We start from the raw sequence: 13,887 nt of genomic DNA, 5'->3' as shown, positions 1-13,887 counted from the left end.
TAATGCGGCGCGCTCAGCGATCGCGCCCTACCTTAGGTCTGCTTCGGCAACTTCATTTTTGAACCGTCAACATCCGGCTTACTCTTGTCCAGTTCGCCATCGACATTGATCTTAAAGGAGAGCGCCCATTCGTTCGGCAGTTCCGCCGGAAGCGTGATGCTCAGTGCATCTTCCGACCGGCTCCACTTCACCGGCCCATGCCCCAGCAGCTCAATGGATTTTATCTTGTTAGACTCAGAAACAGAGGTTCCATTCCCAAGCGATTGGATAACCGCAGTTCCAGAGGTTGGAACCCCTAGCACGGTGGCATACAGGCTCTCGCCGTTGCGGGTAAAACGTACGTCTTCATGCGTCAGCTGCTTCGGATCAGGCTGGACACCACGGGATTTCGTTCCATCGGCTTTATACTGATAATATTTTAAATGGCCGGTATTGCCTTCCGCGAAAATTTTCCATGGCACCGTTGCGTAAATGGCCTCGCCGTTCCCATCAAGCCAGGAACCGATGCCTTCCAGCAGATCGATCTGTCCCTGGTCGAGTTTTCCATCGGGCCGAGGATTCATGGAAAGCAGCAACCCGCCGTTGCGCGCCACGAGATCGCAGAGGCGCACGACAATATCGCGGGGCTTTTTATATTCGATATCCTTGAACCAGGGCCAGTCACACCAGCCGGTGGCCGATGGTGTATCATCTTCCCACGGCCATTCGATGTAGAGCGGACGGGCATGGCCGTTTTCATAGGAATAGACGCCGAATTTTTCAGGGAAGTTGCCTTTGTTGTGCACCACCACTTCTTTACCGGCTTTATCGCCCATATTAAAAAAGTCGTTCAACACGACCTCCGTACCGTATTTTCCGCCACCGCCGTCAAACCAGATGCCGTCCGGCTGATATTTGTCGATCACTTCCCTGGTCAGCTTGTAACGGATGTCCGCAAAGTAGTCCTCGTCGCCCGCATACCAATAGTAGTTCCGCAGATTCGGATCGAGCAGATCGACCTGGGCATAGTCTGGATCGGCCGCAAGCTTTTTACGAAGACCCTGAAAATGTTTATAGGTCCGCGCGTGGTGGAAAGAGGTAAAGGTCTTCATACCGTGTTTTTCGATGGCCTTCATCATGTCACCCAGCAGATCGCGTTTCGGTCCGAGCTTGCCCGCGCAGAGGTCAATCACATCGCTGTCCCACATCGCATAACCATCATGATGAATCGCGCAGATGCCCGCATATTTTGCTCCGGAACGCGCCATCAAGTCAGCCCAGTAGTCGGGATCAAAATCAATGGGTTGGAACTGTTTCGCGAGATCCTTATAGCCGAAGCCTTCCTGAATCGGCCCGACGTTCTTTTCAAACTGAACGCGCATATCCTGCTTCGGGCTGGTGGAATAATAACGCTGGTAGCCACAGATATATCCATTGCCCCAGTTCGGTTCCGCGAAATCCCACTGCCCGGCCACGGAATAGACGCCCCAGTGCGCATAGATTCCAAACTTGGCATCTTTCGCCCACTGCGGAACGCCCCGTTCCATCAGCGGGCCCCAGACGTCCATATCCACCTTTTTAGCGGCTGACGCAACCTGCGCAGCAACCAACAGACATAATGCGATTTTTAAACTCTTCATTTGATCCTTTTGCATGTCTACGCAGTTCATTTATAAAACATGCGTTCATCTACCGATTAAACTCCGCTGTGCTTAGCTTTTTTGACCCTTTTCTTTGAACCACGGATAAACGTAAATGAATGTAAAACGGTTAAAGGCAGAGACAGACCGCAATAGTACTAAGTTAAAGATTTTATAAATGGTGTTCCGCGCGAAAGGGCAGGCGGGCCGCCTGCGATACTATTGGTGAGTAAAACGATATCCACGGCCTCCCATGAGTTGCCAATACGACCGTACCGCAGGTGATTCAGAGCGAATAGCGACGAATCTTCGTCTACTCCGCGCAAAGCAAATCCTGCTAAACTTAGCCCCATTCGGGATAGACCGCCGGGCTGTCCGAATGCATAAACGATAAAAGTGCGCTCAACCCAAAACCTATCCCCCTTCAACGTTTCCCTTCGGGTAAACGTTCCCTACAAATACTGCCGGGTAAACGTTCTCTGCAAAAACTGGCGGGTGTAGAGATCGCTTAACCCCGAAGGGGAAAGCGATTCAACTTCACCGTATTACCCCAGTCATCTGCGTTTGAGGCCACGTTGCCGTGCTCAAATCGGCTCACGAGATGGGCTGTCCGACGTTGTAAGGATGCAGATGGACAGTGCGAATGGGCGGCGTACCGGGCGGACGGCTGGGACAGCCGTCCCTACCAAAATCTTATTAATCCTGCGGAACCTGTCAGAAAAATGCCGCACGTAGATTCTGAATCCCTTTTTCTATGAATCAAAAAAAACACGAAGAACCCGATTTAATTCTTCGTGCCCTTCCTGCCTTCGTGGTTAAAAACCCGTCGCTATATTATTTTGCTGCGGCTTCCTGTTCGGCTTTACGCTGGGCGCGGGAGGCGGATTTGGCGGCCTTTTTTTCGGGGGAGACTTCTTTCTTTTCTTTCCCTTTGTTCCACTCGAGATAGTTGCGCTTCATGCGCGTGTCCATGGCCGCGAGTTTATCCTCCCAAGGGATATGGCGATCGTAGAGTTGCCCAAACAGTGGATAGTTACCGTATTCCACGCACTCCTGTTTCCAAACCGCCAGCGAGCCGTCGTATTTCTTCTGCATACGGTTCAGGATTTCCTGTTTTTCAGGATTGGCCGCGAGGTTGTTCATTTCAAACCGGTCTTTAGACAGATCAAACAGCTCTTCAGCGGCCTCCATCTCATGATTGAACGGCCAGTTGATGTATTTATAGTCCTCGGTCACCACCGCCAGCGAATGCGTCGGCGCACTACCCCAGGCATTAATCAGCAGGATCGAGTCGTGGACTTTTCCTTTCGGATCATCCAGCAACGGCATCAGGCTTTTACCGTCCATATTCTCAGGGACAGGAATGCCGGCTACATCCAGCACCGTAGGCGCCATATCGATGTTCGCGGTCACGGCTTTGACGCGGGCGCCTTTGCCGGAAACCGGATGCCGCGGATCATAAACAATCATCGGCGAACGGCTCGGTTCTTCATAGGGAAGGACTTTGCCACCCATGCTGTTTGCGCCGCAGCTGTAGCCATTATCGGTCAGGAACAGAATGACCGTATTATCGGCCACTCCCTGACGTTCCAGCTCTTCGCGAATCATACCGACGGCATAGTCGATGCCGTAAACAAGCTGGTTATATTTCCGCATGGTTTCCTGATATTTGTCCGGGCGGAAATCCTTGATGCTCATAAACTGCCGGCCACTCTTTGCCTGTTGCGGTCGGAGGGATGCTCCCGCCTCATCATAGTTCGGCGGCTCGTCCCACACGGTATCGGCGTAGACGTCGTTGAAAAATGGATCGGGCGACATCGGACCATGCGACGCTTTAAAACTCACCGACAAACAAAACGGCTTGTCGCTCTTAGCGGCATTCTTAATAAAATCCTGTGAAACCGCGCCGCAGGCACGGGTGACATGAGGGTACTTATCGGCATATTGCGCAACATATTCATTATCGGCGGTCCGGTATTGACCCTGCGCGGGCCAGCCATACCATTCATCAAATGAATCAATCGGCAGATCGTCGTTGTGATGATAATTTGAACTGCCGTCGGCCGTCGGCTTGACCGCGAATCCGAATTTGCCGACAAAGCCGGTATGATAGCCGGCCTGACGCATCAGAATGGGATAGGATTTCTGCCATTTATCCGCGGTCAGCGGTCCATGACTGAAATTACAGCCGGTTTTGTATTCATACATGCCGGTCATCACCTGAGCGCGGCTCGCCATGCAGATGGCCGTGGTGTCATAAGCGCGGTCAAAAATCACGCCGTCAGCCGCCAGTTGATCCAGATGCGGCGTTTTCGCCTGCGGATTTCCGTAACAGCCCATGGAGCGGTAACTTTGGTCATCCGTTAAAAGTAGAATCACATTCGGCCGGTTTTTGGGTTCCGCCCCATGGGCAACCGAACTGCAGAGTGCGGCGCCGACCGCCAGATTTCCGATAAAATTTCGTCTTTTCATGATTACACCTTAAAATTGGTTAATATGCCTGTAAAATAATAACGTCACTCCGGCACCCGGTTTTGATGAATAATCCTTATTTCACAACAAAAATGAAAATACCTGCCTGATGTCGTTCATATATTTTACGCTAAAAAGATCAAGAATGAGCTGTTGCACGGCATTTACCGATTGGATGGAGCTCGTATTCACTCAGACTTCCACCGCAAAAGATGGTGCGCTGCCCATTGCAGATGGCCATAAAAAAGATAAAACTGAACGATCCGGAGTTTTTATGTTTAAACCTATTTTGTCATTCATCAGCCTGCTTTTCATCACAATGGCTTCCGCCCATGCCGCGCCCCGGCCGAATATCATTCTGGTTATGGCGGACGACATGGGATGGGGCGATCCCAGTTATAACAGCACGAATGTGGTTTATGCCGATGGGACCCCGCATCCGGACCAGGGCTGGATTCATACCCCGATCATGGACGATATGGCAGCCAGCGGCCTGCGGTTTGACCGCTTTTATGCCGCCTCGGCCGTATGCTCACCCACCCGGGCCAGCTGCCTGACCGGTCGCCACCCCTCCCGCGTCGGCATCGGCGGGGCCAACAGCGGAAAACTCGGCTTCGATGAAACCCCGCTTTCCACCATTCTATCCGATGCCGGATATGCGACCGGCCATTATGGGAAATGGCACATGGGCACCATGACTACGCTGCGTAACGATGCCAACCGGGGTGCGGTTGGCAATACCGCCGATTACAGCGCTCCGTGGCATTTTGACTATGACGTCTGTTTTGCCACTGAATCGAAGGTGCCCACCTACAATCCTTACAGCGGTGGAAGTCCACTCATTTCCGATTTTGACGATTCCAATTTTTACGGCACGCGTTACTGGCGTATCCCGGACACCTGGAACGAGACCTCCGGCGAAGGTGATGTGGTTCTTCCGGCAGATGTCAATGATGCCGGCGATGGCGACGACTCCAAACTGCTGGTTGATCAGGCCATCCCTTTCATGCAGGACGCCGTCTCCAACAATACACCGTTCTTTCTCGTGCTCTGGTTCCATACGCCGCATAAGCCGATTATCGATCCCGACGGTGTAAGCGGGGTCAACTCCAGCGATGCCGCCAAAGATTCCATTGAGGATCTCGATACCGCATTGGGCCGCTTACGCGATCAACTGACCACACTGGGAGTTCGCAGCAATACCATGTTCTGGGTCACCAGCGATAACGGCCCCGAAAACGGCGTCAATTCGTTCAATGAAACCGACACCGTCCGCTCGATCCGCTCCGGCCGTTACCGCGACCGCAAAGGCAAACTGTTCGACGGCGGGATCATTGTGCCCGGCATCCTGGAATGGCCCGACGTAATTCCCTCGCCGATGTCGACTGATATCCCGGTGGTGACCAGCGATTATTATCCGACGATTCTTGACTATCTGGAACTCAGCGTGCCGAACCAGAAACCGCTCGATGGCATTTCACTCCGTCCGATCATTAACGGCACCGCCACGGAGCGGACCAAACCAATCGGCTTTAAGCTCGGCAATGACACGGCCTGGATGAATGACCGCTACAAGCTGGTGGATCAGGACACCGGATGGTTGCTGTTCGATATGGAAAACATTGCGCCCGGCGAAGAACCGGAACAGACCCCGCTCGCCACGGAAACCAACGTGGCTTCCCAGCCGCAGGAAATACAGGATATCTACAACACCATGTTGTCGGAATACAATGCGTGGATCAGCACCGTCAACACCGACACCCCGTATGTGCACGCCTCCCAGCCGACCGTAAGCCTGAGCACGCCGTTAAGCTCTGTTGCCGCTCCGTTTAACGTGACGGCAACCTTCAGCAAAGAGGTTACCCAGCTGAACGCCGGTGAATTTGCGGTGATCAATGGAACTCCATCAAACCTGACCGGTTCGGGCACTAACTGGACGGTAACGATTACCCCATCCGCACCGGGAACCGTAAACGTGTCACTGCCAGAAGGCAGTGCCATTGATACCGACGGAAACATCAATGCCGCATCCGGAACACTGGATGTGACCTACATCAATGCCTCGGCCCCCGATGTGGTTCTCTCGACCCCAACGAATGTGGTGACCACCAACTTCAGCGTCACCGCCCTCTTCACCGAAATCGTAACCGGGCTCGATGCCACCGACTTTACCATCAGCAATGGCGCGGCCTCTAACCTTTCGGGTGGACCGACCAACTATACGGTGCTGATTACGCCCGCCACACCGGGAACTGTTACCGTTTCCCTACCGGCCGGCGTGGTGCAGGACAGTGAATCCAACGGCAACAATGCATCCAATCCGCTCAATATTACCTATGATCCCCCCATCGCCCCCACGGTTGTTCTGACCGGCCCTTCCACCGCATCCGGAGCATATGCCGTCAGCCTTGTATTCAGCGAAAATGTAACCGGGTTGGATGCCGCCGACCTGAATGTACTCAACGGATCCGCCACCAATCTGACCGGCACTGGTGACAGCTATTCGGCAACCATTACGCCTGCAGTTCCAGGTAATGTTACCGTTTCGCTTCCGGCCGGCGTTGTAACAGATCTCGATGACGCTCTGGGCAATGCGGCCTCCGCCCCGCTCATCACCTCCTTCATCCCATCCGGTTCCGGAGGACATACGGTTGATATTCTGCCTCCACAAACGGCCGGGCAGACCGTCGACAGCGATGGGCTTGTACCCGGACACCAATCAAACAATCTGGATAAATTCAGTGAACCGGAGGCCCCATTCACTGCTACAAACCTGTTTGTTCGCGGAGCCAGTAACTCCGAACGAAAAGTACGGGCCTTTGCCCGCTTTGATCTCTCCAGCATTTCGGGAATGCCCGTTGAGCGGGCCACCCTGAGTTTTAATGGTTTTTCTCTGAACAGCAGTTCCAATAACGATACGGATATCGAAGTTATTGCGCTGGCATCGGATTGGTCGGAGAACGGAGTTCCACTGCCCACCTATACCCATCCTGTTATTGGCTCGCCGGTTAACGGCGGCAGCGTAACCACCGGACTGGTCAGCCTGGTCCGGGATTATACATTCGACCTGACCGATATGGTGCGGAACTGGACGGACGGAACCTGGACCAATTACGGCCTCCGTATTCAGCTTTCCAATGACGGAATGAACAATGGCGTGGGTATCCGAACCGAGGGCGAAGGTACGATTGCGCTTAGCGTAAGCGCAGCGCCATTGAATACGGAATCTGACCTGGGTCCGGGAAGCAGCGATTTCACCCTGCGCTGGAACGCCCTTCCCGGGGCGTCCTACAGCGTTGAAGCAACGGACCACCTCACCAACGCGTGGGAAGTGGCAACCAACCTATCCGGATCCTATACCGGAACCAACAGCTTTACGTTTGAAGGTGATACCGCCCTATACTCAAACCGTTTCTACCGGGTCGTCTATCCGGCAGCGCCGTGAACGATGGGATAAGCAGCCGAATGCTGCGGCCGCCAGTATGGGGCCTCAGCATCTGCTCCATCAGCTCTGCAAGCCTGCCGTGCTGAAACATAGTGCCGGTTATTACAAAGGGGCCCTCCATGGCCGCTTCGGCCCTGCACGGCGTAACACCCTCTCGTGGGCGCGAATTATAATTCCGGCAAGACCGGCATAGGGCAGGGCGTCACATCAAATACATGAGAAGAACCGACGGCTGATGTGAGCCCCTGTCCAATCCGGATCAGGACCTGATCGTTTCGCAGAACCGCATCAGCAGCAGTTGGATCCTTGCAGGTAAAACGCACTTTATGGATCCGATGCCATGCAGCCCCATCAGACACCCACCCGCCGTTAAAGGCGGTTGAACGCGTCAAGTCAGGATTCTTTTTCCCGACATGCTCCAGAAAACCGCCTGACTTTTGAAGGCTGTGAATGCCCGGACGTTTGATCCGGGCAATCAGCTTCCACTCCTTCGTTCCGGCAATACCAAACCAGGCGGTGTAGATCGTCTGACCGCCGGTATGAGCCACCGCGACAAATACCTTATAGCGCACACCCGGTTTCCATGCATAGTCCAGTTCAGAGTGGAATCCGGAGCCTTCATGACCAAAGCGGTGGTTCCGCGGCTTTCCGAGCGTTGAGGCCTCGACCAGCTCCGCTTCCCCGATCACCCTGCCCTTTTCCTTGGTATCCCAGATGGAAAAGTTAAGATGCTTTGCACGTCGTCCCGGCGAGGCCAGCCCGACATAGCCCCCGTTAAAGCTGATCGAGGAATAGGTCCCCGGCGGAACCTCTACCGCTTCTATCTCACGGTATAATGCCATGATTTTCTTTACCGGGGAAACCGCCGATGCATAAACAGCCTTCAGATGCACGTCTTCCCCGCCTATAACCCTTGAGGCAGTAGACAGGCCTGCCGCGTATAAAAGGGCTTTTCTACGGCAAAGCATTCGGTGTCCGTTATTGAATCTTCAAAGCAAAAGCCCATTCGCACGGTTTCTCCTGCGGGAAGGTCACTTCCAACCCTTCCTCCGTGCGGGTCCACTTCAGTTTTTCATCGGAACCGACCATGGAAACGGATTTGATTTCCTCCGGATAGTACTCCGAACCGGCTTTCAGGTTTTTGACCACCACCTTGCCGTCTTCCGGCCAGTTGAGCGAAATAGCATACACCGTCTTGCCATCCTTGGACTGCGTAAAACGGATGTCCTGCGCAGTCCAGGGCAGACGGTAGTTCCACACCGGCATATCCTTCCCGGACTTACTTTTCTTTCTGTCGCTCATGTCGGCTGTACCTTCGGCATATACCTTCCATGGACGGGTGGCATGAATCGCCTCGGAATTGACTTTCAACCAGCGGCCCATGCCTTTCATGATGGCCACTTCTTCCGGTGGGATGGAGCCATCGCCTTTCGGGGTGAGCGAAAGCAGGAAAACGCCGCCGCGGGAAACGAGGTCGATCAGGCTGCGGGTGTGGTAGTCTGGACCATCTTTATACTTTTTGTTTTCAACATAGCTCCAGGGATACGCGATGGCGCGGTCGCTGAGGAACCACGGTCCGACGTCGTAGGGCATTTCGCGCGCATTTTCAAAGCAGCGCATGCCAAACTCCTCCGGAAAGTTAAAGTCGCCAGCATGTTTGTTACAGATAATCGGTTCCTGGCCGCGCTTAATGGATTCGTTGTAGTAGTAGGCAAAGGTATCGAGCACCATCTGTTCGGGGAGCACGCCCTTCTTAGTATCGATGCCATCAAACCAGATGCAGTCCGGCTGATACTTATCGACCACTTCCTTGATCTTATTTTCCCAATCCGCCGCAAATTTTTCACCGGATGCGCCGACTTCTTCATTCCAGTAAAAATCGTTATAGGCCGGATCGTAGACGTCCCACGTTTTCTTCTCTTCCATCGGGGTTTTGGATTTGGACAAGAATCCGGTGGAATAGCCAAAGGTGCGCTCGTGATGGAAGGTCGCCAGCAACTTCATGTCGTCATATTTTCCGACCGCGGTAGCAATCTCGCCATAGATGTCCCGTTTAGGCCCTTTATCCATCGAATTCCACTGCGTGAACTCCGAATCCCACAGGCAGAAACCGTCATGGTGTACCAAGAGAATGCCACCGAACCTTGCGCCGGCCTCGTGCATCAGCCCCACCCACTCATCGGCATTGAACTTTTCCGCCGTGAACATGGGCACAAAATCCTTGTACCCGAATTGATCCAGCGTGCCATATTTTTCAACATGGTGGGAATAGATGCCCTTCACATCCTTATCCGGGCCACTGTAGAGATTCTTAATATAATCCGGCCCGCCCATGGCCGGCACCGAAAAGACGCTCCAGTGCGTATATACGCCGAACTTGGCATCCTGCATCCATTCCGGAATATCCTGCTGCGACAGCGACTCCCAGCTTCCTTCAAATGCGGCTGACGCAACACAAACGGTTGTTCCCAGCAGTAAACCTGTGATGATTGACTTCATAAATTTTCCTTCGTTGTACCCTCTAAAATAAACAGTTCCTGAATAATTAACGCTTCAAGGGGCAATAACTTTGATGCTGAAATTTACATTTATGCCTATTTTCCTGCGAGACATCGCTTCCTTTCAGGTAAGCGATCGCTACACCGTCCAGAGAAACACAGCCCTTAGAGAACATACCCAATGGTGTAGAGAACGTTTACCCGGAGCGCAGCGTAGGGAAACGTTGCTTCGCCCTAACACTTTACAAGTCTGTATACTTTAAATGTCTTCCAACCATGAAACCGCAACCCCGAAAACCGCGCAGACTTGAAAACCTGTTTCACTCCTACGATTCGCCCATCTACTTCATTACCTTTTCAACCTTCGACCGGAAACCGATCCTCGCGACAGAACCCGCGCACCAAAAATTTCAGGCTTTCGCTGAACAGGCGCGCGATCACGGTGCGGCTTTCGGTCGCTATGTCATCATGCCCGATCATATTCATGTATTTATCCGGATCAGCCGACAGAACAAACTCGGCACAACGGTCAGACTGCTGAAACGATCTATATCTGCGGCTATTGAAAACCCTCAGCCCCATTGGCAGCCCGGATTTTTCGACCACGTCCTTCGGCATAGTGAAAGTTATGCTGAAAAGTGGAATTATGTTCTTCAAAATCCTGCACGGGCAAAACTTGTGGAAAAACCTGAAGACTGGCCCTATCAGGGAGAAGCAACCCCTCTCTTCTTCTGACATCGCTTCCTTTCAGGTAAGCGATCGCTACACCTGGTCGATATAGTCTCCAACTTAGATCATATGCCGATCGGTGTAGAGAACGTTTACCCGGAGCGGAGCGCAGGGAAACGTTGATTACCCGGCAAAGAAGCATTGCCCGCACCTCAGTTCAAATATTCCTTAACCACCTCGATCTGTGTCCACTTTTTATTGCCGCGGACGGGATCGTTCGTTTGTGGCACGCCGGGCGTGCTGCGCCCGTTGTTAACATATTCCGCCAGCAACCGTTTCAGTCCATCGACCACTTCCGGATGCTCTGCGGCCACATTCGTGGTTTCTTCCACGTCGTTTTGCATATCGAACAGCAAAAGATCGGCGGAATTAATTACGGGTTTATCCTTCGGATTCTTTCGACGTGAACCACCGTGATTATCGAACAAAAGTTTCCACTTACCGCGCCGGATGGAAAACTGCCCCGAATCGGAATGGTGCACGACACCACGACTTCCAATGTTTGGAATGGCCTTTCCTTTCAGCGCCGGCAGAAAACTCACGCTGTCCTCGCCAACGTTTTCCGGAAGCTCCACGCTCGCAAGCTCGGCAACGGTCGCTATCAGATCCGTGGTGCAAATCAGTTGATCGGAAACCGCTCCGGATTTCACGCCCTCCGGCCAACGGACGAGGAACGGAACGCGGTGCCCGCCCTCCCAGGTCGTCCCTTTAAGACCGCGATACATCCAGCTCGAGTAATGGCCTTTTGCCTGCGCGTGCTCGAATTTTGATCCAGGCGACGTCCCGTTATCGGCTGTAAAGATCACGATCGTATTATCCGCCACGCCCAGCTCGTCGAGGGTATTCAGCACTTCGCCCACCGCCCAGTCGGTTTCCATACAGAAATCACCATGCGGGGTAATCCCGCTCTTTCCTTCAAATGCGGAACTCGGAACAATCGGCGAATGCGGCGAGTTAAGCGGCATGTAGACAAAAAACGGCTGATCGGCATTTTTACGAATCCAATCGCAGGTTTTACGCGTAAAGTCGGGCAGCACCTGGCTTTGAACAAATTCCTTCGCGGCCCAGCCCGGCTTGGCACCAATAAAACCTCGCGCTTTGACCGCTTCCTTATCCTCCAAAAACTCCAGCGTACCCTGAGCCAGCCTGCCATCGATATAGGCGTGCGGGTCCATATTGAGCGACGCCGCAATCCCGAAAAAATAATCGAACCCGACATCCAGCGGGCAGTTTTTCATGGGCGCAGAAAAATCCACATTACGCGGCATGGTTTGAGCAATCTCCTTGCCATCGGTGCTGGTCCAGTCCATCCCCAGATGCCACTTGCCGACGCAGGCCGTATTATATCCCTGCTTCTTAAGAAATGAGGCGACGGTTTCGCGGTCCGGATGGATCATGTGCATGTCATGCCCATGCTCCACACCGGTTTTCAGAAACGTGCGCCAGGCGTAGCGCCCCGTCAGGATGCCGTATCGTGTGGGGGTGCAAACGCTCGAATTCGAATGCGCGTCCATGAACTTCATGCCCTCGGCGGCCATACGGTCGAGATGCGGCGTCGGGAACTTACAATCCTTGTTATAGGCCATCACATCGCCCGGCCCCATGTCGTCGGCCAGAATATAGATGATGTTTGGTTTTGCGGCGCTAGCGGTTATCGCGGCGGATAAGCCAATCGCGGCGATTAAAGCTGATTTTTTCATTTCTTTTTACTCCCTACGTTCTTCCATTTTCCAACCGGTTTGAATTCCGGATCGTTGTAATCCGCTCCGGCGTGGCTGGTTTTAAAGCTTTCGAGCAATTCGGCGATTTCGCGGCTCATGCGTTCAACACGTTCGGGGTGCGCCGCCGCAACATTGTTTTCTTCGCTCCAATCCTTGGAAAGATCATAGAGCTCGCCCTTGGGCAGCAGAAGCTTGAACTCTCCATCAACCAATGAAACCTCGTTGCCGCGAATGAACGGTATCGCTTTTTCACGTTGATCCATTTCGCCCGCAAGGATCGGCCAGATATTCTGCCCGTCAATCGGCCGCGCATCCGGCATCTCATACCCAGTAAGGTTTCCAAGGGTTGGAAAGTAATCGAGCGTGGACAACGGAACATCAGACTCGGTTCCCGCCGCGAGTTTTCCGGGCCAGCAGGCCAGCGCCGGAACGCGCACGCCGCCGTCGTACAGATCGCGTTTGCGACCGCGCAACCCGCTGGTCACCCCCTGCCGGCGTTTTGCAGGCGTCTTACCCTCCGGGCCGTTATCCGAACAGAAAAAAATCAGGGTGTTGTCCGAAATTCCCAGTTCTTCAACTTTCGCGCGGATACGGCCGACCTGTTCATCGAGTTCGGTGATGCATCCATAATAATGCGCGCCTTCTCCATGCTCCTCATACATTTTCAAATAGTCCGGCCCCGCCTCGATGTCCTCGTGCGGCGCGTGGAACCAGACCACGGACAGGAAGGGCTTGCCGTCCTTTACGGCCTGCTCCATGAAGGGCACCGCGCGATCCACCACCACGCGGGCGGCGCCGCCAGCCAGTGTGGGATCATCGGGATCCAGTGCCTTCCCGTTCTCGTAAAACGGATTGTTTTTTGCTCGGTTTCCAGCGCCTGGATTCCAGGTGTTCACCGCGGATTCGGTGACGAATGAGCGGTCGTAGTCGCGCTGCCACGGCGGCGCGAAGTTTTCCGCGGGCTTGCGCTTGGCCCCTTTAGAGGAAATGACCTTATCGAGCGTGCCCAAATGCCACTTGCCAAAATGTCCCGTGGTGTAACCTTGTTCCTTGAGCATGCTCGCTAAAGTAATTTCCTGTTTCGGAAGATGTCCGACGTTCGCAGTCCAAATACCATAGCGATGATGATGCCGTCCCGTCAGGAAGGTGCCGCGGGTCGGCGAACAGACCGAATTGCCGGCATAAAAATGAGTGAGTTTAATTCCATCCTTCGCCATCTGGTCGAGATGCGGCGTCTGGATGATCGTGTTGCCGTTGAAGCCGGTGTCGCCGTAGCCCAAATCATCGGCCATCATCAGAATGATGTTGGGCTTCGCCGCGTCCGCAAACAAGGCCGAACCTAACAGACTAAGAACAATCAATGTGTTTTTCATAAATTAACCTTCGTGATGCGTGGCGATTGA

The 13,887-nt window shown here is 53.5% G+C and carries 8 protein-coding genes; 2 read left to right on the top strand and 6 right to left on the bottom strand.

Annotated elements, in window-relative coordinates:
* Positions 1-32: 32 nt before the first annotated feature.
* Both E9954_RS24015 and E9954_RS24010 read right to left on the bottom strand, forming a co-directional pair.
* Positions 33-1,619 (bottom strand): alpha-L-fucosidase, encoded by a 1,587-nt coding sequence (locus E9954_RS24015; protein WP_168442553.1) that lies wholly within the window; start codon positions 1,617-1,619, stop codon positions 33-35.
* Positions 1,620-2,453: 834 nt separating this feature from the next.
* The gene (locus tag E9954_RS24010; protein WP_136081814.1) at positions 2,454-4,091 is read right to left on the bottom strand and encodes a sulfatase family protein; all 1,638 of its coding nucleotides are present in this window, start codon (positions 4,089-4,091) and stop codon (positions 2,454-2,456) included.
* 274 nt (positions 4,092-4,365) lie between these two features.
* Here E9954_RS24010 and E9954_RS24005 point away from each other — a divergent pair, with 274 nt between their 5' ends.
* Complete coding sequence (locus tag E9954_RS24005) at positions 4,366-7,536, top strand: sulfatase-like hydrolase/transferase (RefSeq protein WP_168442552.1); 3,171 nt, start codon at positions 4,366-4,368, stop codon at positions 7,534-7,536.
* Positions 7,537-7,703: 167 nt separating this feature from the next.
* Here E9954_RS24005 and E9954_RS24000 read toward each other — a convergent pair whose 3' ends face one another.
* On the bottom strand, positions 7,704-8,504 hold the full coding sequence (locus E9954_RS24000) for a DUF3472 domain-containing protein (RefSeq protein WP_136081812.1): 801 nt from the start codon (positions 8,502-8,504) through the stop codon (positions 7,704-7,706).
* Positions 8,505-8,514: 10 nt separating this feature from the next.
* The gene (locus E9954_RS23995) at positions 8,515-10,035 is read right to left on the bottom strand and encodes an alpha-L-fucosidase (protein ID WP_136081811.1); all 1,521 of its coding nucleotides are present in this window, start codon (positions 10,033-10,035) and stop codon (positions 8,515-8,517) included.
* Between the two features lie 275 nt (positions 10,036-10,310).
* Between E9954_RS23995 and E9954_RS23990 the strand changes: the two genes are divergently transcribed.
* Positions 10,311-10,769: an REP-associated tyrosine transposase gene (locus E9954_RS23990; protein ID WP_136081810.1), complete on the top strand. Its 459-nt coding sequence runs from the start codon at positions 10,311-10,313 to the stop codon at positions 10,767-10,769.
* Between the two features lie 146 nt (positions 10,770-10,915).
* On the opposite strand, the gene E9954_RS23985 is transcribed toward E9954_RS23990, so the two are convergent.
* Positions 10,916-12,463: a sulfatase family protein gene (locus E9954_RS23985; protein WP_136081809.1), complete on the bottom strand. Its 1,548-nt coding sequence runs from the start codon at positions 12,461-12,463 to the stop codon at positions 10,916-10,918.
* A complete protein-coding gene (locus E9954_RS23980) occupies positions 12,460-13,857 on the bottom strand; it encodes a sulfatase family protein (protein WP_136081808.1) in 1,398 nt (465 codons plus the stop codon). The genes E9954_RS23985 and E9954_RS23980 overlap by 4 nt, the downstream gene beginning before the upstream one ends.
* Positions 13,858-13,887: the final 30 nt, after the last annotated feature.

This window comes from Pontiella desulfatans, from assembly GCF_900890425.1.
GTDB lineage: Bacteria > Verrucomicrobiota > Kiritimatiellia > Kiritimatiellales > Pontiellaceae > Pontiella > Pontiella desulfatans.
This window is presented reverse-complemented; position numbering and strand designations above follow the sequence as displayed.